This window comes from Mesorhizobium ciceri biovar biserrulae WSM1271, assembly GCF_000185905.1.
GTDB classification, from domain to species: Bacteria; Pseudomonadota; Alphaproteobacteria; order Rhizobiales; family Rhizobiaceae; genus Mesorhizobium; species Mesorhizobium ciceri.
The window spans coordinates 543,677-565,541 of record NC_014923.1 but is presented as its reverse complement, the minus strand read 5'-3'; the positions used below and the strand labels follow the sequence as shown (position 1 = coordinate 565,541).

General features: G+C 63.8%; 17 protein-coding genes, 1 tRNA gene and 1 pseudogene. 6 read left to right on the top strand and 13 right to left on the bottom strand.

Going from position 1 to position 21,865, the window contains the following annotated elements; genetic code table 11:
- Positions 1-57 precede the first annotated feature (57 nt).
- Positions 58-1,872 (bottom strand): methyl-accepting chemotaxis protein, encoded by a 1,815-nt coding sequence (locus MESCI_RS02590; RefSeq protein WP_164919839.1) that lies wholly within the window; start codon positions 1,870-1,872, stop codon positions 58-60.
- A 216-nt stretch (positions 1,873-2,088) separates the two neighbouring features.
- Between MESCI_RS02590 and MESCI_RS02585 the strand changes: the two genes are divergently transcribed.
- From MESCI_RS02585 to MESCI_RS02575, 3 genes are all read left to right on the top strand, one after another.
- Positions 2,089-2,976: a D-alanyl-D-alanine carboxypeptidase family protein gene (locus MESCI_RS02585; protein WP_013528386.1), complete on the top strand. Its 888-nt coding sequence runs from the start codon at positions 2,089-2,091 to the stop codon at positions 2,974-2,976.
- A gap of 692 nt (positions 2,977-3,668) precedes the next feature.
- Positions 3,669-4,595 carry a DUF1003 domain-containing protein gene (locus MESCI_RS02580; RefSeq protein WP_013528385.1) on the top strand — a complete coding sequence of 309 codons (927 nt, stop codon included), beginning with the start codon at positions 3,669-3,671 and terminating at the stop codon, positions 4,593-4,595.
- Positions 4,596-4,726: 131 nt separating this feature from the next.
- Positions 4,727-4,803 (top strand) — tRNA-Arg (locus tag MESCI_RS02575).
- A 52-nt stretch (positions 4,804-4,855) separates the two neighbouring features.
- On the opposite strand, the pseudogene MESCI_RS32535 reads toward MESCI_RS02575, so the two are convergent.
- From MESCI_RS32535 to MESCI_RS02560, 3 genes and pseudogenes are all read right to left on the bottom strand, one after another.
- Positions 4,856-4,969, bottom strand: a pseudogene (locus MESCI_RS32535) (DUF899 family protein); the annotation flags it as partial.
- A gap of 198 nt (positions 4,970-5,167) precedes the next feature.
- Positions 5,168-5,560, bottom strand: coding sequence for an MAPEG family protein (locus MESCI_RS02565; RefSeq protein ID WP_013528384.1), 393 nt, complete (start codon positions 5,558-5,560; stop codon positions 5,168-5,170).
- 1,010 nt (positions 5,561-6,570) lie between these two features.
- Positions 6,571-7,689 (bottom strand): LacI family DNA-binding transcriptional regulator, encoded by a 1,119-nt coding sequence (locus MESCI_RS02560; RefSeq protein ID WP_164919838.1) that lies wholly within the window; start codon positions 7,687-7,689, stop codon positions 6,571-6,573.
- 557 nt (positions 7,690-8,246) lie between these two features.
- On the opposite strand from MESCI_RS02560, the gene MESCI_RS02555 reads away from it, so the two are divergent.
- The 3 genes from MESCI_RS02555 to MESCI_RS02545 all read left to right on the top strand — a co-directional run bounded on the left by MESCI_RS02555 (position 8,247) and on the right by MESCI_RS02545 (position 11,999).
- Complete coding sequence (locus MESCI_RS02555; RefSeq protein ID WP_013528381.1) at positions 8,247-9,209, top strand: sugar-binding protein; 963 nt, start codon at positions 8,247-8,249, stop codon at positions 9,207-9,209.
- 196 nt (positions 9,210-9,405) lie between these two features.
- On the top strand, positions 9,406-10,950 hold the full coding sequence (locus MESCI_RS02550; RefSeq protein WP_013528380.1) for a sugar ABC transporter ATP-binding protein: 1,545 nt from the start codon (positions 9,406-9,408) through the stop codon (positions 10,948-10,950).
- A gap of 53 nt (positions 10,951-11,003) precedes the next feature.
- Positions 11,004-11,999 carry an ABC transporter permease gene (locus MESCI_RS02545; protein ID WP_013528379.1) on the top strand — a complete coding sequence of 332 codons (996 nt, stop codon included), beginning with the start codon at positions 11,004-11,006 and terminating at the stop codon, positions 11,997-11,999.
- A gap of 5 nt (positions 12,000-12,004) precedes the next feature.
- Here MESCI_RS02545 and phnN read toward each other — a convergent pair whose 3' ends face one another.
- The 9 genes from phnN to MESCI_RS02500 all read right to left on the bottom strand — a co-directional run bounded on the left by phnN (position 12,005) and on the right by MESCI_RS02500 (position 21,734).
- The gene (gene phnN, locus MESCI_RS02540; protein WP_024502021.1) at positions 12,005-12,634 is read right to left on the bottom strand and encodes a phosphonate metabolism protein/1,5-bisphosphokinase (PRPP-forming) PhnN; all 630 of its coding nucleotides are present in this window, start codon (positions 12,632-12,634) and stop codon (positions 12,005-12,007) included.
- Positions 12,631-13,782, bottom strand: a complete 1,152-nt coding sequence (locus tag MESCI_RS02535) for an alpha-D-ribose 1-methylphosphonate 5-triphosphate diphosphatase (RefSeq protein WP_013528377.1) — start codon at positions 13,780-13,782, stop codon at positions 12,631-12,633. The genes phnN and MESCI_RS02535 overlap by 4 nt, the downstream gene beginning before the upstream one ends.
- Before the next feature lie 13 nt (positions 13,783-13,795).
- Positions 13,796-14,503 (bottom strand): DUF1045 domain-containing protein, encoded by a 708-nt coding sequence (locus MESCI_RS02530; RefSeq protein WP_013528376.1) that lies wholly within the window; start codon positions 14,501-14,503, stop codon positions 13,796-13,798.
- A gap of 153 nt (positions 14,504-14,656) precedes the next feature.
- Positions 14,657-15,469, bottom strand: coding sequence for a 5-deoxy-glucuronate isomerase (gene iolB, locus MESCI_RS02525; RefSeq protein WP_013528375.1), 813 nt, complete (start codon positions 15,467-15,469; stop codon positions 14,657-14,659).
- A 149-nt stretch (positions 15,470-15,618) separates the two neighbouring features.
- Positions 15,619-15,837 (bottom strand): hypothetical protein, encoded by a 219-nt coding sequence (locus tag MESCI_RS02520; protein ID WP_013528374.1) that lies wholly within the window; start codon positions 15,835-15,837, stop codon positions 15,619-15,621.
- A gap of 58 nt (positions 15,838-15,895) precedes the next feature.
- A complete protein-coding gene (gene iolE / locus MESCI_RS02515) occupies positions 15,896-16,813 on the bottom strand; it encodes a myo-inosose-2 dehydratase (protein ID WP_013528373.1) in 918 nt (305 codons plus the stop codon).
- A gap of 114 nt (positions 16,814-16,927) precedes the next feature.
- Positions 16,928-18,778, bottom strand: a complete 1,851-nt coding sequence (gene iolD / locus MESCI_RS02510; protein WP_013528372.1) for a 3D-(3,5/4)-trihydroxycyclohexane-1,2-dione acylhydrolase (decyclizing) — start codon at positions 18,776-18,778, stop codon at positions 16,928-16,930.
- Between the two features lie 34 nt (positions 18,779-18,812).
- Positions 18,813-20,747, bottom strand: a complete 1,935-nt coding sequence (locus MESCI_RS02505) for a bifunctional 5-dehydro-2-deoxygluconokinase/5-dehydro-2-deoxyphosphogluconate aldolase (RefSeq protein WP_013528371.1) — start codon at positions 20,745-20,747, stop codon at positions 18,813-18,815.
- 141 nt (positions 20,748-20,888) lie between these two features.
- Positions 20,889-21,734: a MurR/RpiR family transcriptional regulator gene (locus MESCI_RS02500; RefSeq protein ID WP_024502014.1), complete on the bottom strand. Its 846-nt coding sequence runs from the start codon at positions 21,732-21,734 to the stop codon at positions 20,889-20,891.
- Between the last annotated feature and the right edge of the window lie 131 nt (positions 21,735-21,865).

The window sequence follows — 21,865 nt, the reverse complement described above, 5'->3', positions numbered from 1 at the left end:
CGCGACAGGCATTTTGCATCAGCGCCCTTTCACCTTCCCCACAAAGGGGAGGGTGAGCTACTGTCGCTTGTATTCCCGCACCGGCGACTTGGTGTCGTCGGTGTAGGTAACCTGCACCGACATCGATTTCACGCTGTCGGCGACCTTGAAATAGGGTTGGTAATCGTAGGGGATGGCGTAGGGGTCCTTCTTGTCGCAAGGCGGCATCTTGATCTCCTTGTCGAGGGCCGCGCCGTTCAGGCCGTAATGCACCTGTTTGATGGCGCAGCGGTAGGACAGCATCTGGGTGAAATAGACCAGGCCGTGGTTGCCGCTGGCATCGAAGGCGATCCACGAGGTCCAGAACTGGTCGAGGATCTGCTTGTTGCCTTGCTGAAGCGCTGTCTCGGGGTCGAAGCGGATGTCGAACGGGCCGGTCTCGCGGCCCCTGATGTCGAGATATTTGATCGCAATGATCCCCGCCACCGTGCTGTCGGGCATCTCGAAGCTCGGATTGGCCATCGGCTTGCCGGTCGTCTGGTCGTTCATGGCCAGGAAACCGGTGTCGGTGAACGGACCGCTGTCGCCCATGCGCCAGGAGATGGCGGTCGCCGGCTCGGGCAGCGAGATGGTCATCGACCAGCCCTGGTTGGAGCGCATCGGCGTCAGCGAAGGCACGAAGCGGGCGGGGTCGAGCACGTCGCCAAGCGCCGCCAGCCGGCTGCGGCTGCGGTCCAGCCAGTCGGCCAACTGCGTCTGGTCGACGAAATATTTGAGCAACCCGCCATCCTTTTCGTAGGACGTGAACTTGGTCAGCGCCTTGGCCTCGTTGCGCTTGTCGGCCAGCGTCTGGGCGCCGAGGCGGTCTTCGGAAAACTCCTGCGCCAACAGGAAATAGGCCGGCGCGAAATCTGGATTGGCTGATATGAAGGCGTTGAGCTTGTCGAGGCGCTGGGCGTCGTCGAACTGCTGGATATGCACGAGCTTGATCGACAGCGCCTTGCCCTTGTCGGCAAGCGCGCCGAACACCTCGCGCGCGCCGGCCTTGCCGTCCTGCACCCGAAGCAGCGTGGCAAAGCGCGTATAGGGGTCGATGGCGTCGACGTCGAAGCCGGCAAAGGCGAGGTAGGAGCGCCGCGCATTGAGCATGTCGCCGGACAACTCGTAGACTCGGGCATTGTGGTAGAACTCGTCCGGCCGCTTCGGCTCGGCGATCGCCCCGCCCTGCGCGGCCAAGGCGGCAAAGCCCTTGGCGATGATGTCGATCGAGGCGGCGATCTGCACGGTCGTCGCTTGCAGCTTCTCGGTCTGGGCCTGCTGCTGCGCCTGGCCGGCGACCAGCGTCTCGGTCTCCTTCTTCACCTCGTCGGTGGTCTTCTGCACTTCCGCCGTCTGCTCAGTCTGCTGCTGCTGGACGGACGCGATCTCGTCGGTCTTTTTCGCCACCGTGTCGGTCGACTGCTTGACCGCCTCCACCGTCTTTTGCGTCTGCGTGACGGTCTGCTCGATCTTCGCAACTTTCTCGGTAACGATGCCCATCGACTGCTGCAGCCCGGCAACGGCCGGCACCAGGCTGGCGATCACCCCGTGCTGGGCGTTGGTCTGCTGCTGCAGGCCGTAGACGCCGCCGGCGACGGCCGCCGCACTGGTGGCGAAGATCAAGGCCGGCAGCGCCTTGGCCGCCAGCACCAGCCTGAGCACGATGGCAATGGCGATGATGATTGCGGCCACCGCGGCGACCAGCGCGATATAGGCGGCGAACGGCGCCAGCGGATTGAGGATGTCGGATACGGCACCCCCGACAAAGGCGACGCTGCCGGCCCATTTGCCGGTGCGGCTGAGTGATGCCCTGATAAGCGAGGGCGCAGCGCCCCCGGCCCCGATGTTCGTCATGCCAAGCCCCCAAGCCCTCGATACCACGCCCCTTCCCACGGGAAACGCGGCCTTGGCAAGCAAAGACACGGGAAAACCGGCGTTTTCGGGGCGGATGCCAAGCTTGCGAGGCTCGACAATCCTGGGGCTAACCGGCATTAACCAAATGGACGCAACAGCCGCGTTACGTTAGCGTCGTCTCATCTCAGCAACAGCCGACCCAGAACAGTCCAGCCCTTGTCCTACCTGCGTCCCCTTCCGCTCATCCAGAGAGTTTTTGCGGCACTAGCCCTGCTGGTGCTGCTGGCCGGCTGCGCCACGACGCCGCCCGACAGCGTGCTGGCCGTGCCCGCGCCGGCGCAGAAATATGCGGCCATCGTGGTCGACGCCAGGACCGGCAAGCAGCTGTTCGAGGTCAGCTCGACGGCGCAGCGCTACCCCGCCTCGCTGACCAAGATGATGACGCTGTATCTTTTGTTCGAGGCACTGGAGTCCGGCCGCGTCAGCAAGCAAACGCAGATCCCGGTTTCGGACCATGCCGCCTCGCAGCCGCCGACCAAGATGCGCTTCCGCCGCGGCGAAAGCATCGACGTCGATTCCGCGATCCGCGCCATCGTCGTCAAATCGGCCAACGACGTGGCGGTGGCGGTCGGCGAATATCTCGGCGGCTCGGAGGATCAGTTCGCCGCCATGATGACATCCAAGGCGCGCCAGCTCGGCATGACCAGCACCACCTTCCGCAACGCGTCGGGCCTGCCCGACGATGGCCAGATGACGACGGCGCGCGACATGGCGGTGCTCGGCATGGCGCTGCATCAGCGCTTTCCCCAGCAGTTCCACTACTTCTCCGAAAGCGACTTCATGTTCCGCGGCCGGCTGGTGCGCGGCCACAACGACATGCTCGGCCGCGTGCGCGGCGTCGACGGCATCAAGACCGGCTACATCAGGGCGTCCGGCTTCAACATCGTCACCTCCTACAATGCCGACGGCCGCAATTTGATCGTCGTGGTGATGGGCGCCGACTCAGCCCGCCAGCGCAACGACCATGTCGAAGCGCTGATCCAGCGCAGCCTGTCGCCGACCACGGACGGCGCCAAGACCAGGCTGATGTTCGCGGAACAGTGAGGAGTGGTCCCCGTAGCGGACAAAAAGCCAATTGCTTGGCTTTTTGAACGACGAACGCCCTGAGCCTGCGAAGGGCGAGCTGCCGGTAGCAAGCATCGCGCTTGGCTGCGCGGGGATGGATGTCGATAGGAATTTTTTCTTGACCCTGAGGGCAGCTATGCTACTATTTTCGGTATGGTGCTGAGTCGCGCCAATTGATCGACTGGAAACGTGCCCCGCCCGCAAGGCGGGTTTTTTGTTGCCCGCCGCCCTGCAGAACCTTGTGCACGTTGGCGGGACAGCGCCCCCCTCTGTCCTGCCGGATCTTCGTCGCTCGGAAAGCCAAGCAATTGGCTTTCCACCCGCTGCGCGGACCGCTCCTCAACCCCCGCAGGGGGGAGATTGGCAGCTTCGGCGCTCCGCTCACTCCTGTGACGGTGGAAATTGGCGAAAGCCGGGACAACAGCCAATCTCCCCCTTGAGGGGGGAGATGTCCGGCAGGAGAGAGGGGGGTGATTGGCGCAAACATCGGGCAAGTTCTTCCCGCTCCGGCCAATCTGGAACGTCTCCACCCGCCCTGAGGGGCGAGCCGCCGCCAGCCACATCGCCTTCTCCGATCAAAAACACTTGTCCGGCCTGCGAAATCCGTGCCCGGCGCTGGCTATGCGCCGCCACCTCTGTCTATCGTCGCCCAGCACCCTCAGGAGCCCACCATGAGCACCGTCCCCAAAACGCCCGAACAGGCGGCAGACAATCAGAACGATGACGGCGGCGAGTATTTCGAGGCGCCGATCGTCGGTGAGCTGGAGGCCGATCCGGTATCGGACGAACACTTCGACACGCCCGAAGTGCCGGACTCCGACCCCGCTGGTCCAGGCGCCCACCGTGGCAAGCCGAAGAAAAAGCCGTCGGCGATATCGGGCCGCAAATTCCGCAAGCGCGACCTGGTGCGCATCGACACGCTGCGCCCGAGCCTCGCTGACCGCATCCGCTCGGACCATCCCGACCTGCCGGCGGGCGCCCGCATCAGCCGCGCCGAGCTCGGCCGCTACCGCATGCGCTACATGGAGGAGTTGCTGCAGCAGGAGCACGGCGAATTCTCCGAGCTCGACCGCCAGGTGGTCGAATCGATCGCCAGGCAGGACACGATTTCCGAAAACTCGGAAGAAGAATTCGAGGAGCACCGCACCTTCGCCGACCGCGTCTCCGACAACATGGCGGCATTCGGCGGCAGCTGGTGGTTCCTGATCTCGTTCGGCAGCGTGCTTCTGGTGTGGATCGGCATCAATCTGGTCGCCGGCATGAGCGCCGCTTTCGATCCCTATCCCTTCATCCTGCTCAACCTGCTGCTCTCCTGCATTGCCGCCATCCAGGCGCCGATCATCATGATGAGCCAGCGGCGGCAGGAGTCCAAGGACCGCCTGCGCTCCTTCAACGACTACCGCGTCAACCTCAAGGCCGAGCTCGAAGTGCGCCATCTGCACGAAAAGCTCGACTACCTCATCTCGCGCCAATGGACGCGCCTGGCCGAAATGCAGCAGATGCAGCTGGACGCGATGCACGAACTGGCGGGCGCCAAGAAGCCGAAGCGGGCGGTGCGTGGAAGGCGGACGGTGAAGGCGGGGGCGGGAACCTCATAGGCCGCAGCCTGGACGCACCCGGCCAAGTCGCTACGCCAATCGCCAATTGCCCGTTGAAGCCCGCGCCTGCTTCCGCTAAGAAGCCGTGACTTGCCGGTTCACCGGCTGGTTCGTTTTCCGGATTCCGGAAAGCACCCGTAGCTCAGCTGGATAGAGCGCTGCCCTCCGAAGGCAGAGGTCACAGGTTCGAATCCTGTCGGGTGCGCCAATTATTTCTGGGACCGTTTCGGGGCACTGCGTTTGTCGTGGGCAGCTTTGCGGTCGAGCAGGCTCACGCGGCCCTTCAGCCCTTCAAAGGCATAATTCTTCTCAACCGCCAGCCAGGGCAACCGCCAGCGTTCGGCGGCGAGGGTGTCGCGAGCCCGCGAATGGGCCACCTGCGTCGTGAAGAAGGTGCACCCCTCATTGCTCGGCTGCCGGCCGGCCGTCGAACCACATGTAATAGTAGGCGATGAGCATTTGGCGCCCCTCGAACGCGTCCAGCAATGTTACCGACCCGACACCGACCGGAGTGGGTGCGCCCTATCTCCACTTATGAGGTACTGTGCCATTCTCCCGTGGCTGGGGAGCGCCTAGAGCATCAGATAGATGATCCGGCCCAGAGCGCCAAAAAGCAGCGCGAAGGCTGCAATCGACTGGACGAAGAAGCCGGGATAGCGCTTCAAGGGCGCGGTGCGATACCCTACGAAATATGCAATCCGACCTATCATCCAGAGCAGCCCAAGGCCGGAAGCCCACGCGGCATTCCAGTAGATCGCGAACAGCCACATCGACGGCATAAAGATAGGAAACCATTCCACCGCGTTGGCATGTGCCCGGATGGTTCGTTCAAGGAGCGGGTCGCCGGTCATTGCGGGCGCCAGTATGCCAGTCTTCTTGTGGGTTCTCGCGACCGTCACCGCCATTCCGAATATCATCAAGCTACAAAACAGCGTCACGAGAGCTACCGGGTAAAGCCGTTCCATGTTTGCCTCCTCTCATGGTCGGGACAGTAGGCAAGCAAAGGTTATCGGCAAGGGCAAGGCGCAGGCAGATCTTTCCTGACAGCCAGCGCCAATAAGAGCGGGGTTGTCAGTTACATAATTGCCCTTTTTGTTAATCATCCGAAAACGATGGGCAAGTTGGAATGCCATCAGCGTTCCTTCCGTGGAGGCGGTGATGGCCATCGACATACCGCCGTGACCGGCCTGCTGCCGAAAGGTGGCGGCATTTTGTTGCGCGATTGACACGCTGCCCGGCGGAAGGCAAAGAGTGACACATTATTGGCAAAGGGGAATGTCGATGAAGAAAATCTATCAGAAGCCCGTTTTCACGAAGCGTGAGCGACTGTCGTCAGTGACGGCTTCGCCCAGCTCATCCGGGATTATCGATTAACCAAGAGAGTTACAGTTTTGGAAAGCCCGCTGCCGAAAGGTGGCGGGCTTTTTGCTTTCTCCAGGAAACGACAGCCGATTCCGCAAGTCGGCTCCGTCAACCTCAATTTCAAGTTCGGCAGACGCAACTGCCTGTGGGACCGCGTGCAGGGCAAGGTTAGCGGACCAGTGCCGAAGGCCTGAAGAAAGACAAGGCGGAATGGTTCAAGCCCGGCCTTGTCGGACGGGTGCGAAGAAATGCATCGCCATGCGAAGCTGCTGGACTGCCCGGAGGAGAAGTAATGCCCGTGGTAAAAAGGCCCCCTGAAGCGCGAGAACAGGCTCTGCACTCGCGATCTAGACCATCAGGCTTAATTGCTGGATTCCTGTTGTGCCGGTAGCGTAATCGGGCTGGGGTGTCCAGCACTGGCCGGCACGGCGTGTCCAACCCCAAATTCGCAACCGTGCCGGTCTGTTGCACCAATGGGAATGAATGTCTCGGACTTCGACCTTGACCCCCTTCCGCGCAAGAATTGTCTGCATTGCCGCCATCAGCTCTTCGTCCCACTGGTCAGGTTTCCCTAACGGTCGAAGGTAAGCCAGCGCGGGCCCGCCGAGTCGCGTTACCCCGCCACCGCCCGCACACTCTCCCGCTCCACCAGCGGACACTCCAGCTTCGTGATCGGATACCGCCCCCGTCCAGGCGCCGCCGGCGCTTCCAGCTGTTCGATCGCCCATTGGCCCATCGCCATGTGCGGCAGGATCGAGGTCGTCAGCGGCGGGAACAGATGCCTGGCGATTTCCTCGTCGTCGTAGCCGACCACGGAGATGTCCTGCGGAATGTGCAGGCCGGCTTCCTTCAGCGCTTCGTAGCAGCCGATCGCGGTGCGGTCGTTCTGGCAGAAGATGGCGGTGGGCTTATCCCTGAGCGCCAGCAGCTTGACGGTGGCGGCATAGCCGGCGCTGGCCGACCAGTCGCCTTCGACCACCAGCTCGGGATCGAACGGGATGTCGGCCGTGGCGAGCGCGCGGCGGTAGCCCTTCAGCCGATCCTGTGCGGCCTGCATCCACGGCTCGCCGGTGATGGTGGCGATGCGGCGGTGGCCGTGGCTGATCAAATGGCGGGTCGAGCTCTGGCCGCCGGCGATCTCGCTCGGCACCACGGCCGGGAAGGCGTAGTCCGCCGTGTAGCAGTTGAGCAGGATCACCGGGATGTCGAGGCCGTAGAGATAGTCGGGCGCTGTGATCTCGCGGGTGAAGATGGTCATGTAGATCAGCGCCGAAATGCCCCGCTTGGTCAGCGCTGAAATGGCGCGCGGCTCCATGACGGAATCGCCCAGCGTCTGCGCCACCAGAAGCACGTTGCCGGCATTCCACGAGGCCTGGCGCGCGCCCTCGATGGCGACCACGGCTTCGGGGCTGGTGGCGAGCTGGTCTACGGCAAAGCCGATCACCCCGTCCAGCCCTTCGAAGGCGGGCCCCTCGAAGGCAGGCAATGCCGGGTGAAGCGCCTCGAAAGCGGGCGCGGTGTAGCCAAGCGTCCGTGCGGCCTCGATCACCCGTTCGCGGGTCTGCTGCGACAGCTTGATCCCTGGCGAATTGTTGAGCACGAAGGACACGGTCGCCTGCGAGCAGCCGGCAGCCCTGGCGATATCGATCATGGTGACGCGGCCCTTGGCGCCCTTGGCCGGCGCCTTGCGCCGCCTCGCCGTGTCGCTGGCCCGATCCGTCGTCTTGCTCATGGCAAATCCCAGTCTGGCTGGCCGGTCAGGCCGGCAAGGTGGCGTGACGCCGTCGATTTATCGGAATAACGTCGAGCTCGTTTATAACTATTAGTATGCCGGAGGTCCATCCGCCACGCATCTCCATACAAGCGAAAGCTCAATTAACAAAAGACCGGGCGGCGGCCCAGCCGTGAGGGCGGCACGCCGGCGGGCACACCGCGAAACCGCTGGCATTGGCTCGGAACTAATACTGTTTACTAATACAAAAATGCGCTGTACCGTCAATCGTCGCATCCGGCCGGTCACGTCCGGGGCGGCGGGAGAGTACGAAAAATGGCCCGGTGGCGAGCGGATCCTATCTCCGCAAGCCTTGTCTCGGATATGTGATATGTCAGACAAATCGGACTATTTACGAATGAAGGATGAGTCTCTAAGGTCGCTGTCGTGGCTGGAACGACGCAATTCTTTCGATGCCGGGAACCCCTTTGAGGAGGAGGGCGTCCACGCTGCAAACGGCAAATCAGGTCAGTGCAAGATCGGCCGGTCCAACGACTGAGCCAAACGGGAGGTTGAACATGAAATCCTTGATACGCAATGCATCCGTAGCCGCGACCGCGCTGCTGCTTGGCCTGTCGGCCACGGCAATCGCGCGCGCCGACGACAAGCCGACGCTGGCCTTCGTCGTCAACGGCGCTTCCGATTTCTGGAAGGCCGCCGAAGCCGGCGTCAAGAAGGCGCAGGGCGAACTGCCCGACTATACGCTCGAGCTCAAATATCCCGAACAGTCCTCGGTCGCCATCCAGCAGCGGCTGATGGACGATCTGGTGACCGCCGGCGTCAAGGGCATCATGGTCTCGGCCGTCGATCCCAAGACCTCGACCGATGGCCTCAACAAGATCGCCTCGGAAACCGCGCTGTTCACCACCGACTCGGACGCGCCGCAGACCAAGCGCGTCGCCTATATCGGCTCGTCCAACGTCGATGCCGGCAAGCAGGCGGCCGAAATCGCCAAGAAGGCGATGCCCAATGGCGGCAAATGCCTCGGCTTCGTCGGCCTGCTCGGCGCAGACAATGCCAAGGAGCGCATCCAGGGCATGAAGGACGGCCTGGCCGGCACCAAGATCGAGCTGATCGACGTGCGCGGCGACGACATCGACCAGGCGCGCGCCAAGAAGAACGTCGAGGACGCGCTGGTCGCCAGCCCCGACGTCACCTGCATGGTCGGCTTCTACTCCTACAACACGCCGCGCATCTATGAAGCGCTGCGCGATGCCGGCAAGCTCGGCTCGATCACCGTCGTCGGCTTCGATGACGATCCGATCACGCTGGGCGGCGTCAAGGAAGGCACCATTGCCGCCACCGTCGTGCAGCAGCCCTTCGAATGGGCCTATCAGGGCATGAAGCTGATGGCTGCCTATCTCAAGGGCGACAAGTCGGGCATCCCGGAAGGCAACCTCATCATCATCCCGACCAAGATCATCGGCAAGGATGACGTCGACGCCTACGCCGCCAATCTGAAGGCGATGGCCGGAAACTAAGACTTGAAGCAGTTCAGCCGGCTCAACGTCGCTTGGGCCGGCTGCTCGCATTGACGAACACCGCGAGGATCGTCAGTCTGCCAAAAGCCAAGAGCATGATCCCGAAAAGTGGAAGCCGGTTTTCTCGGACAAACGGGAAACCGTTTTGTCCAGAGATCATGCTCAGAAATTGGCCCGCCAATCGCTGTCAGGCATGATGAATTATTCCGACACATCCATTGCTGCATCCGTGACCGCCCCGTTCCTCAGCCTTGAGAACGTGCGCAAGACCTATCCGGGCGTCGTCGCGCTCGACGGCTTCTCCATGGAGGTCAGGCCGGGCGAGGTCATCGGCCTTGTCGGCGAAAACGGCGCCGGCAAATCGACGTTGATGAAGATCCTCGGCGGCGTCACCAGGCCCGACAGCGGCACGATCACCGTCGACGGCACCGCGCATGACAGGCTCTCCGTCGAAGCCAGCCTGGGATCGGGCATCGCCTTCGTCCACCAGGAACTCAACCTGTTCGAAAATCTGGACGTCGCCGCCAACATCTTCTTCGGCCGCGAGCCGTTGCGCGCCGGGCCGCTCAAGCTCGTCGACCGCGCCAAGCTGCGCACCATGGTGGCGCCGCTTTTGAAGCGCGTCGGCGCCAATTTTTCCGCCGACACGCCGGTTGCGACCCTGTCGCTGGCGCAGCAGCAGATGGTCGAGATCGCCAAGGCGCTGTCGATCGAGGCGCGGCTGGTCATCCTCGACGAGCCGACATCCAGCCTGCCGCTCGCCGAGACCGACAAATTGCTCGACGTCATCAAGGCGCTGAAGGCCGACGGCATCAGCGTCATCTTCATTTCGCACCGCCTGCACGAGGTCGAACGCGTCGCCGACCGCGTCGTGGTGCTGCGCGACGGCATGCTGGCCGGCACCTTGCCGAAGAGCGATATCGGCCATGACCAGATGGTCAAGCTGATGATCGGCCGCATGCTGAAGGAGCGCGAGAAGGCCTCGGAAGCGGCGCGTGCGCCCGGCGCCGTAGCACTTGCGGCCAAGGCCATCCGCACCCCTGCCTATCCCGGCCGCCCGGTCGATCTCGACGTCAGGCGCGGTGAAATCCTCGGCCTCGCCGGTCTTGTCGGTTCCGGCCGCACCGAGCTGGCGCGGGTGTTCTTCGGCATCGATTCGAAGCTCGGGGGCGCGCTGGAACTCGACGGCAAACCGCTTGCGCTGGCTTCCGCGGCCGACGCCGTCGCGCACGGCATCTTCCTGGTTCCGGAAGACCGCAAGCTCACCGGTATCCTGCTCGACCTGTCGATCGCTCAGAACATTTCGCTGCCCAATTTGCCCGCGCATGCGCGCCGCTCCCTGGTGTCCTCAAGCGCCGAGACCTCCACCGCCGAGAAGCAGAAGAAAGCTCTCGGCATCAAGGCGCCTTCGGTGCAGACGCGCACCGGCACGCTGTCGGGCGGCAATCAGCAGAAGGTCGTGCTCGGCAAATGGCTGGCCATGAACCCCAAGGTGATGATCCTCGACGAGCCGACGCGCGGCATCGACATCGGCGCCAAGGCGGAAATCTATGGCCTGATGCGCGCATTGGCCGATGCCGGCGTCGCCGTGTTGATGATCTCGTCGGACATGGAAGAGGTGATCGGCGTGTCCGACCGCATCGCCGTCATGCATGAGGGCCAAATCTCCGGCATTCTCGACAAGGACCGGTTCAGCCAGGAAAACGTGCTGCTGCTGGCGGTGGGCAAGCAGCCGAAGTAGTTTTGCCGGGGTCTCGCGCAAGCGCGATCTGCTCAGGCATTGGGGAGACGACGATGAGCAAGAAAGATCTCGGCCTGCTGATCCTGATCCTGGTGGTCGGGGCGATCGTGGCGATCATCAATCCGCGCTTCCTGTTGCCGATCAACCTCGCCAACACCTCGAACCTGATCGGCCTGTTCGGCATCCTGTCGATCGGCCAGGCCTTCGTCATCATCACCGGCGGCATCGAATTGTCGGTCGGCTCGGTGGTCGCGCTGCTTGGAACGCTGTTCATCGACTTCATCGCCGTGCGCGAGGTGGGCTGGCCGCTGGCCTTCGTGCTGATCCTGTTCCTCGGCGCCGTCATAGGCCTGGTGCATGGCTGGCTGATCACAAGGCTCAAGCTGCAGCCTTTCGTCGTCACTTTGTGTGGCCTGTTGATCTACCGCGGTGTCGCCCGCTTCTACACTGCCGACGGCACGGCGGGTTTTGCGTTCGGCCAGAATTTTCCCGAGCTCGAATTCCTCACCGCCGGCCGCTCCTGGGGCGTGCCGAACAGTTTCATCGCGCTGATCGTTATTTCGATCGTCATGTGGGTGGTGCTGCACCGCTCGGTGTTCGGCCGCTATCTCTACGCCATCGGCAAGAACGAGGAGGCGGCGAAATATTCGGGCATCCGCACCGGCCGTGTCGTCATCGCCGCCTATGTCATCTGCGGTGTGCTGACGGCGCTGTCGGCGATCTATTTCGCCATGTACACGCGCTCGATCTCGCCGGCCAGCCACGGCCAGTTCTACGAGCTCTACGCCATCGCCGCCGCCGTGCTCGGCGGCTTCTCGTTGCGCGGCGGCGAAGGCTCGCTGATCGGCGTCATCCTCGGCACGGTGCTGCTGCAGGAGCTGCAGAATCTCGTCAACCTGCTCGGCATCCCGTCCTCGCTCAACTTCGCGGTGATGGGCGGCGTCATCCTCATCGGCGTGCTGGTCGACCAGCAATGGGGCGTGTTCCGGGAACGGCGGCTGATGGTCGACGCCACCCGCAAGGGCGTGGCGGGCCAGGCTGCGGAATAGCTAGCCTAGATCAGGCCCGACATGTCGGAAAAGGCCATCGCCTTGCGCAGCACCTCGGCGAAGCGTTCGCCGGCGGCTTCGCGCGGGCCGCTGTTGTCGATCGAGGTGACGCCGGGCCCGGACAGAGTGACATTGGCGCTGCGTGCCAGCCGCGCCAGCACTTCGCCGCGGGACTCCCGGCCGCGCATCGCCAGACGCTCGGCCAGCACTTCAGGCGAGGCAGTGATCTCGACGACGGCCAGGTTGGCATAGCGTTCGCGCAAGGAGGGGATGATCGCGCGCGACACATTGGCGACAGCGACACGGCCATTGGCGACAGACCAGTCGACATCGGCGGGGATGCCGTAGCGCAAGCCGTGTGCTTCCCAGGAAATGGCGAAGGCGCCATCGGCTTCGGCTTCGGCGAAGGCAGCGTCGGCCAGCGTGTCGTGATCCTCGCTTGCGGCATCGCTCGGCCTGGTGATGACCCGGCGGACGAACTCCAGCCGCGTTTCGTCGGCAAAATGGTTGCGGGCGTAGCCGATCACCGTGTCCTTGCCGGCGCCGCTTGGGCCGACGACGGCGACGAAAACGCCATCGCGGATCGGAAACGTCTCGGCCGAAAGTTCCCGCTCGATCAGTGCCGACACCATCATGCCACCCGGCGTCCCTGCCGCCAGACGGTGCGCACGACCGGAACATGGTCGTCGACGCGCACCCGCACCAGATCGGCGCGGCGGCCCTGCTCGATGACGCCGCGGTCGGTCAGGCCAACCGCATCGGCCGGGTTCTTCGAGACCATGGCGACGGCCTGCGGCAGGGAAATGCCTTCGACGACATCGCCGAGGAAGAACGCCGACTGGATCAGGCTGAAGGGAATGTAGTCGGACGACAGGATGTCGAGCAGGCCGTCGCTGGCCAGCGTACGGGCCGAGACATTGCCCGAATGCGAGGCGCCGCGCATAACGTTTGGCGCGCCCATCAGCACACCCATCCCGGCCTCTTTCGAGGCCCTGGCGGCCTCTTCCGTGGTCGGGAATTCGGCGACCCGCACGCCCTGCTCGATCGCTTCGTCGACATGGCCCGATGTGGCGTCGTCGTGGCTGGCCAGCACGATGCCGCGCTCCTGGCAGGCGGCGGCGATCACCGCCCGGTTCGGCGCCGAATTGCGCGCCGATTCGGCCATCCGCTTTTCGCAGAACACCTTGAAGTCGCGATCGGTCAGCTTCAGCTTGCGCTGGTAATAGTAGGCATAGGTTTCGAGATTGACGAACTGGCGCTGGCCTGGCGCATGGTCCATCAGCGATGCCAGCTTAACCCGCTCGTCGCCGTCGAAATTGGCGAAAGCCCTGAGGCAGTCCGGTGCCGAAACCTCGCAGCGCAGGTGGATGAAATGGTCGGCGCGCAGACGGTCCTGCTTCACACTGTCCTCGATCGCGTCGGCCAGCTTGCGGATGTCGGCCGATGTCAGGTCGGCGTCTTCGTCCATACCGACGCGCAAGGCATCCAGCACGGTGGTGATGCCGGCGGTTGCCACCTGCGCGTCATGGGCGAGCACGGCGGCGATCGGATTCCAGCGCACCTTGGGCCGCGGCGCGTAATGGCCTTCGAGATGGTCGGTGTGCAACTCGACCAGCCCAGGAATAATATAGTCGCCGCCCATATCCTCGCCGGTGCGACTAGAACCAGAGCTTGCGCCGGCTTCGATGCCGGCGATAAAGCCGTCGCGCAGCACCAGCGAACCTTCGACGATCTCGTCGGCAAGCACGATGCGGGCATTGTGGAGAACAGTCTCGGCGGTCATTTCAGGCAGTCCTTCAGGCGGTTTTTCTGGCCGGGCGGCGCCCGAGCGCGTGATGCGAGAGCACCATGAACGGCGCACCCGGTTCGGTTTCGACAAACAAGGTCAGCGCATCCACCAGCACCTTCTGTTGCAGCACTTCCGCGAACAGGCTGTCGATCGCTGCGCGCAAACGCGGGCTCTCCTGTGACCCCGCCCGGCCGGAGAGCGTCATATGGAAGCGAAAGGTTTCGAAGACATAGGGGTAGCCCCATTGGCAGAGATTGCGGAACTCGGCCGGCTTCAGCGAATCCGGGCTGCGCCGCTCGATTTCCGCCTCGCTCAGCGGTGCGCGAAACCGGTCGAAGTCGCGCACCACGTCATCGGCGAACCGGTTGAGCGCAGGCACTGGCCCTTCCGGTACCAGTGCGAAGAAGCCGTCGATCTGGCTGACCACGAGACGGGGGATGGTCACCACCGGCGTCACCTCGGCAAAATGGTCGAGTGCGGCGCGCAGCGAGACTTCCGTCTCGTTGGCAGCCAGGCGGAACGGTGCTTTCAGCGTCGCATGGAAACCATAGCGGCGCGCCGAAGCGGTGTGGAAAGCGACTTCCGCCGCCGACAGGTCGGCCACCGCTTCGACCGGCCTCGTGGCGGCGCCAAACGGGTCGCGGCCCAGCCAGTCGGCGGCGATCCGCGCCAGTGGCTCGTCCTGCCGGGGAGTGAAATAGAGGGCGTAGCGCATGGAAAGTCCTTGTCAGCTTCGCTGCCATAGGTGATTTCCATGACGAATTGACGAAGCCTTGCTGGCTTTCAGGTAACAAAACGCTGCGGCGGGGTCATTAGCCGACGATTTTTTCGTGCTGGACCAGGGGGCGAGTGCTCACGCAGCGACCGATCAGGCCTTCATCAGCCATTCATGCTCGGGCGCATTGTGGAACTTCCACGTCCGCTTCGGTCCTGCCATGACGTTGAGATAATAGAGGTCGTAGCCATGGCAGGCGGCGCAGGGGTGATAACCCCTGGGTACCAGCACGACATCGCCATCCTCGATCGCCATTGCTTCGTCGAGCGCGCGATGGCCGTTCTTGTCGGCGTCGGTGTAGACGCGCTGGAAGGCAAAGCCCTGCGGCGGGTTGAGGCGGTGATAGTAAGTTTCCTCGAGGTAGGATTCAGCGGGCAGATTGTCCTGGTCGTGCTTGTGCGGCGGATAGCTCGACGTATGCCCCCCGGGCGTGATGACCTCGACCACCAGCAGCGAATCGGCCGGCTTGCCCTCCGGCAATATGTTAGTGACATAGCGCGTGTTGGTGCCCTTGCCGCGCACCTCCTGGCCGAGATCGTCCGGTCCGATGACGCGAACCGGCAGGCCGCCGCCAAGGCCCGGCGCCGAGCAGACCGCGAGCTCCAGTTCGGTGTCCGCGGTCACCGACCAGTCCGAACCCTCAGGCACGTAGACCGACCACGGCTTGCCCTCGAAGGGCGACATGCGCTCGCCGAGCAGGCCGAGCTCCTTGCCGCCGGCTGAAGCCTTGCCCTTGCCGGTGACGAACACCAGGCAGACTTCGCGATCCTCCGTCTTGCCGGAGGCGCTCTCGCCGGGCTTCAGCCGATGCAGGTCGAAACCGACATAGGTCCAGCCGGCGCTTTTCGGCGTCACATGGGCGACGCGACCGTGGCCCTTGTCGGCTTTGACGAGCAGCTTCGACATTTTTGTCTCTCCTATCGAAATCTTCGAGATCGGCCGAAGCCTCTCAACTTCGTCATCCTAGGGCCTAGCAGGAGCGAAGCTCCGTCGCGGAGACCCTAGGATGACGAAGTTAGAAGCACTGGAAGCTAACCGCCGACGCATGCGATCAGTCACTTCTTAGGCTCGGGCCCGACCGGAGGCCTCGCCTCGTCAGCAGGCTTGTAGAGATAAAAAAACTGCCAGACGGCGTAGCCGGCGAAGCCGAGCGCGATCATGCCCCAGAACGGCGTGCCGGTGGCGAACTCGATGATCGACCAGATGACGCAGACCGCGACGACGGCGACACGCCGCCACAAAGGCCGAAAGAAGGGGTGTTCGGAATCTTTCATCGGGCCAATCTACAGCAATCGGCCTCGCCGGGAACCCGTCGCACCAGCCATTGGGAAACTAGACATTTGGAAAGCCTTGCGTCTCGACCGTGTATCCGGCCGCCGTCATGACGCGCATCAATTCCTTGTAGCCCACTTGCGCCATCCTGAGCGGCGGGTTCTTCTTCGGGTCCTGCTCGGCCTCGACCACGAACCAGCCCTCATAGCCATGGTTGGCGAAGCGCTGCACGATGGCGCCGAAGTCCAGCGAACCGTCGCCCGGCACGGTGAAGGCGCCGAGCGCCACCGCGTCGAGGAAGGATTGTTTCGTGCGATCGAGCTTTTCGATCACCCCCATGCGGACGTCCTTCACATGCACATGGCTGATCCGGGTATGATGGTTGTCGATGGCGCGCAGCACGTTACCGCCGGCGAATGCCAGATGGCCTGCATCGAGCAGCAGCGGAATGCCGGCTCCGGAATAGCGCATGAAGGCATCGAGTTCCGGCTCGGTCTCGACCACCGCCGCCATGTGGTGGTGGTAGGACAGCGGCATGCCTTGTTCTGCGCACCATTCGCCAAATTCGGTCAGGCGCTTCGCATAGGCTTTCATCTCGTCGTCCGACAGCTTCGGCTTGGTGGCCAGCGGCTTCGAGCGGTCGCCCTGGATCGAACGGCCAACCTCGCCATAGACGATGCAAGGCGCGTTCACCGCCTTGAACAGGTCGATCATCGGCTGGATGCGATCCTTGTTGTCGGCCATCTCCCCATCGACCAGCGTGCCCGAGAACCAGCCGCCGCACAGCGTGACGTCGGCGGCCTTCAGGATCGGCAGCATGATTTCGGGGTCATTGGGAAAACGCCGGCCCATCTCCATGCCGGTGAAGCCGGCCGAGCGCGACTGGCGCAGACATTCTTCCAGCGACACGTCATCGCTGAGCTCCGCAAGATCGTCGTTCCACCACGCAATGGGGGACATGCCCAGTTTGGCTTTCAAGTCGTCACTCCGGTCCTAAAACAGTTTCTTGCTCGTTGGCGCCGCCCCTCATCTGCCTGCCGGCATCTTCTCCCCGTGTAGAGACAGCGAGAAGGAGGAGCTTCGGCGCCTCTATCAATCGCCGATGGTCTGCATCTGCCGCTTTTCGTCATACGCCTTGCGCGCCGCGTTGACCTGCGGCCGCACTGACACTTCCGGCACCGCCACATCCCACCAGTGACCGCCGGCATCGGTGGAAACCAGGGGGTCGGTGTCGATGACGAGCACCGTGGTGCGCGTATTCTTCCTGGCTTGTGCCAGCGCGTTTTCCAGCCCGGCGATCGACGGCACTTTCTCGGCAATCGCCCCCATGCTCGCCGCATGCGCGGCGAAGTCGATGTCGGGCAGAACCTCGTGGCGCGAGTCCTTCAGCAGATTGTTGAAGTTGGCGCCGCCGGTCGCCATCTGCAGCCGGTTGATGCAGCCGTAACCGCGGTTGTCGAGCAGCACGATGGTCAGCTTGAGGCCGAGCATCACCGAGGTGGCGATCTCCGAATTCATCATCAGGTAGGAGCCGTCGCCGATCATGACGACGATCTCCTCGCCGGGCTTCGCCATCTTGGCGCCGAGCCCGCCGGCAATCTCATAGCCCATGGTCGAGAAGCCGTATTCGCCATGGTACGAGCCGGGCGCGCCCGCCTGCCAAAGCTTGTGCAATTCGCCCGGCAACCCGCCGGAGGCATTCAGCAGCGTCACACCGGAGCCCATGGCGCGCTGCACCGCGCCGATCACCTGCGCATCGGACGGATAGGCGGCATTGGTCGACGCCGTCACCTTGGCCGCCTCGACCGCCCAGGCCTTCTTGCCGGAGGACGCATTGTCGGTCCAGCTTGCCGGCGCCTTCCAGTCCTTCAGCGCAGCACCGAGTTCCGCCAGGCCCTCGGCCGCATCGGCCACCAGCGGCAGGGCGCGGTGCTTGCCGGCATCGAAGGGCTGCACGTTGAGTCCGATGATGGTCTTGCCCGAATTCTTGAACAGCGCCCACGAACCGGTGGTGAAATCCTGCAGGCGCGTGCCGATGGCCAGCACGACATCGGCTTCCTCAGCCAGCCGGTTGGCGGCAGAAGTGCCGGTGACGCCGACCGCCGCCATGTTGAGCGGGTGGTTGTCCGGCAGCGAGGATTTGCCGCCTTGCGTCTCACAGACCGGGATGCCGCCGCTCTCGGCGAATTTCGCCAGTTCGTCCGACGCCTGCGAATAGAGGACGCCACCGCCGGCGATCACCAACGGCTTTTTTGCACCCTTGAGCGCGGCGACCGCGGCCGCCAGTTCCTGGCGATCCGGGCGCGGCCGGCGCTGGTGCCAGACCCGCTCCGCGAAAAAACTCTCGGGATAGTCATAGGCCTCGGCCTGGACGTCCTGGCAGAGCGACAGCGTCACCGGGCCGCATTCGGCCGGATCGGTCAGCACGGCCATGGCACGGCTCAGCGCAGGAATGATCTGCTCCGGCCGGGTGATGCGGTCGAAATAGCGCGAAACCGGACGGAAGCAGTCGTTGACCGTCGCCGTGCCGTCGGAAAAATCCTCGGCCTGCTGCAGCACCGGGTCGGGGATGCGGTTGGCGAAGACATCGCCTGGCAAAAACAGGACGGGCAACCTGTTTACATGGGCGAGCGCCGCCGCCGTCACCATGTTGAGCGCGCCGGGGCCGATCGAAGAGGTCGCGGCCATGAAGCGGCGGCGGAAATTGGCCTTGGCGTAGGCGATTGCCGCATGCGCCATCGCCTGTTCGTTGTGGGCGCGAAAGGTCGGCAGTTCGTCGCGCACCTGATAGAGCGCCTCGCCGATGCCGGCGACATTGCCGTGGCCGAAGATCGCCCAGACGCCGCCGAAGATCGGGACTTTGCTACCGTCGATCTCAGTCATCTGGCGCGACAGGAAGCGGGTCAGCGCCTGCGCCATCGTCAGGCGGATTGTCTTGCTCATGGTGTTTTCCTCCGCAGTCCTATTCCGCGCCTTCTTATGCCGCCTTGCGGCCGCGCGCGGCAAGCCACGCATCCGTCAACTGTTCGAAGCGCTGCGCCATGTCGGCGATCGCCTCGTCATCCGACATCCTGCCGGCCAGCCATTGTTCGGCCGCATGGACGAAGATGGTGCGGCCGACGGCAAAACCCTTGACGATGGGTGCCTTGGCGGTGGCGGCGAACGCCGCTTCCAGCTCGTCCTGCGGCGCTTCCAGGCCCAGCAGCACGACGCCGCGGCACCAGGGGTCGTGCTTCAGGATCACGGCCTCGATCTTCGCCCAGGCGCCGCTCGACGCCTGCGGCTCGAGCTTCCACCAGTCCGGCTTGATGCCGAGCGCATAGAGTTCCTCCAGCGCGCGCGGGATCGTCGTGTCGTCGAGCTTGCCATGCTTGCCGGCAATGATCTCGATGAGAAGTTCCCTGCCGACCTTCCGCGCCGCTTCGAACAGCGCGCGCAACTTCTGCTGCTGTTCGTCCTTGAGCGCCGCCGGATCGTCGGGATGATAGAAGCACAGGCATTTGATGCAATGGTCGACCGGCCACTCGGTGAGCTGCGAGCCGATGTCCTGCGAGAATTCGAAGCGCAGCGGCCGCGAACCCGGCAGCTCCACCGGCCGCCCGAGCCAGGCGAAGGAATGCCTGGCGAATTCGAACATCGCCTTGCGGCCGTGTTTCTCGTCGATCAGCATGCCGTAGCCGTCGCGGCCGGCGGCAACCTTCGCCGCCGCCTTGACCGCCAGCACCTTGAAATCCTGGATGCGTGCGGGATCGGCACCGGCCTTCGCCGCCACATCCTCGAGCTGCACGCGGTGGTCGCAGGCGAGCGCCATCATCGAGGGAATGTCGCGCCGGCGCGTCGTTGCCCAATGGATGTGGTTGATCGCCTCGTCCTTGCGCAACGCCAGATGCCTGCTGCCGTTCTTGAGGAAGAACCGCAGCTCCTCGAAGGTCGGATATTCCGGCGCGCAGAGCAGCCGCGACACGGCGAAGGCGCCGCAGGCATTGGCCCAGGTCGCCGCCGTCGCATGGTCTTCGCCACCCAGCCAGCCGCGCAGGAAGCCCGACATGAAGGCGTCGCCGGCGCCGAGCACATTGTAGATCTCGATCGGAAACCCCTTGCCGACGACGCCGTCCTCGAGATCGTCGCTGATCGGTCCGTCATAGACGATGCAGCCCATCGCGCCGCGCTTCAGGACGATGGTGGCGGACGACAGCGAGCGGATAGTCTTCAAGGCGCTCAGGCAATCATCGGCGCCCGACGCGATCATGATCTCTTCCTCGGTGCCGACGATGAGGTCGCAGTCGGGCAGCACCGTCTTCAGCTGGGCCGAGACGCGGTCCGATTTCACATAGCGCTCGAACCCTTCGGCATGGCCGGCGAGACCCCACAGGTTCGGCCGGTAGTCGATGTCGAACACCACCTTGCCGCCCTTGGCCTTCATGATGCGGATCGCCTTGCGCTGCGCGGCATCGCTGTTGGGCCTGGAAAAATGCGTGCCGGTGACGACGATCGAGCGCGCCGAGGCGATGAAGGCCTCATCGATGTCTTCCGACGCCAGCGCCATGTCGGCGCAGTCCGAGCGATAGAAGATCATCGGCGAGACGCCTTCGTCCTCGACCGACAGCAGCACCAGTGCGGTTAGCCGCTCCTTGTCGATCTTGAGCCCGTCGACATTGACGCCTTCACGCGTCAGCTGCTCGCGGATGAAGCGGCCCATCTGCTCGTCGCCGACGCGGGTGAGCAGCGCCGAGCGCAGGCCGAGCCTGGCGGTGCCGACCGAGATGTTGGCCGGGCAGCCGCCGACCGACTTGGCGAAGGAGGTGATGTCCTCCAGCCGCGAGCCGATCTGCTGGCCGTAAAGGTCGACGGAAGCGCGACCGATGGTGATGACGTCGAGCGGCGCGTATTCAGCGTCCACGGCTTCGCTCATTGGAACCTCCCGTCGGCCTTGTTGTGTTGGGGTACACGCGCGAGCGGCAGCGTGGCGCCGGGAATATGAAATAATAATTCCAATCGATAGTCAATATGGAATGAGTATTCCTTCGGTGAAAAGTACCTTTTCGGCGGTGGATCAGGCCTTGCGCTTCCTGCCCGTGTCGCGCCGCTTCTCGCCGACGCCGACGGTCAGCGCCATGGCCAGCGCCATCGTCGCCGACAGCGACCGGAAGCCGGCGAAATCCGCCTCGGCAACCTCGAACCAGACCTTGGCGAACTGGGCGAGCGGCGAAAACGAGCTGTCGGTGATGGCGACGATCGGCACGCCCTGTTCCGAGATGCTGCGCGCCTCCTCGATGGTGGCCGGCGCGTAGGGCGAGAAGGAGATGGCGATGACGGCATCCGCCGGCGTGGCGAAGCCGATCATCTCGGCATTCAGCCCGGCCGCCGATTCGATCAGCTGGTTGCGGATCTTCAGCTTGCCCAGTGCATAGGCGATGTAGGACGCCACCGGATAGGAGCGGCGCTTGGCCAGCACATAGATGGTTTCCGCCTTTGCCAGCAGGGAAATAGCGTCTTCCAGATGCGCTTCGTCCAGCGTGCGCGAAATGTCGTTGAGCGAGGTCGAGGCGGCGGCGACGAAGCCGTCGAAGATCGCCCGGTGGCCGGCGCCTCCCTCAGCCTTGACGCGCAGCGCCTGCAGCCTTTCGTCATAGGATGAGTTGCGCTCGCGCAGCCGTTCGCGAAACACCTGCTGCAGGCTGGTGAAACCATCGAAGCCAAGCTGCTGGGCAAATCGGATCAGGGTCGAAGGCTGCACGCCGGCCGAAGCGGCGATGCTGGCGGCGGTGCCGAAAGCGATATCGTCTGGATTGTCGAGCGCATGGGCAGCGATCTGGGCGATGCGCTTCGGCAGGCTTTCGCGTCGCTCCAGGATGGTGGTGCGCAGCGTCTCGAAATCGCGAGGTACCCGTTCGTCCATCGTCGCTCTGTCCAGGCTCATGCGTGAAGCGTCCTCTGTGCCTCATCATAGCGAGCCTGCGCAAGAACACCATAAAAAATGAGGCAGACATTCCATTTCAGGAGAAAATGGACTAATTCATCCACGCAGCG

Bases quoted from the DNA above. Each gene is read 5' to 3' on its own strand.
- MESCI_RS02590 (WP_164919839.1), bottom strand. From the start codon at position 1,872: ATGACGAACATCGGGGCCGGGGGCGCTGCGCCCTCGCTTATCAGGGCA.
- MESCI_RS02580 (WP_013528385.1), top strand. From the start codon at position 3,669: ATGAGCACCGTCCCCAAAACGCCCGAACAGGCGGCAGACAATCAGAAC.
- MESCI_RS02565 (WP_013528384.1), bottom strand. From the start codon at position 5,560: ATGGAACGGCTTTACCCGGTAGCTCTCGTGACGCTGTTTTGTAGCTTG.
- MESCI_RS02560 (WP_164919838.1), bottom strand. From the start codon at position 7,689: ATGAGCAAGACGACGGATCGGGCCAGCGACACGGCGAGGCGGCGCAAG.
- MESCI_RS02555 (WP_013528381.1), top strand. From the start codon at position 8,247: ATGAAATCCTTGATACGCAATGCATCCGTAGCCGCGACCGCGCTGCTG.
- MESCI_RS02550 (WP_013528380.1), top strand. From the start codon at position 9,406: ATGAATTATTCCGACACATCCATTGCTGCATCCGTGACCGCCCCGTTC.
- MESCI_RS02545 (WP_013528379.1), top strand. From the start codon at position 11,004: ATGAGCAAGAAAGATCTCGGCCTGCTGATCCTGATCCTGGTGGTCGGG.
- phnN (WP_024502021.1), bottom strand. From the start codon at position 12,634: ATGATGGTGTCGGCACTGATCGAGCGGGAACTTTCGGCCGAGACGTTT.
- MESCI_RS02535 (WP_013528377.1), bottom strand. From the start codon at position 13,782: ATGACCGCCGAGACTGTTCTCCACAATGCCCGCATCGTGCTTGCCGAC.
- MESCI_RS02530 (WP_013528376.1), bottom strand. From the start codon at position 14,503: ATGCGCTACGCCCTCTATTTCACTCCCCGGCAGGACGAGCCACTGGCG.
- iolB (WP_013528375.1), bottom strand. From the start codon at position 15,469: ATGTCGAAGCTGCTCGTCAAAGCCGACAAGGGCCACGGTCGCGTCGCC.
- MESCI_RS02520 (WP_013528374.1), bottom strand. From the start codon at position 15,837: ATGAAAGATTCCGAACACCCCTTCTTTCGGCCTTTGTGGCGGCGTGTC.
- iolD (WP_013528372.1), bottom strand. From the start codon at position 18,778: ATGAGCAAGACAATCCGCCTGACGATGGCGCAGGCGCTGACCCGCTTC.
- MESCI_RS02505 (WP_013528371.1), bottom strand. From the start codon at position 20,747: ATGAGCGAAGCCGTGGACGCTGAATACGCGCCGCTCGACGTCATCACC.
- MESCI_RS02500 (WP_024502014.1), bottom strand. From the start codon at position 21,734: ATGGACGAACGGGTACCTCGCGATTTCGAGACGCTGCGCACCACCATC.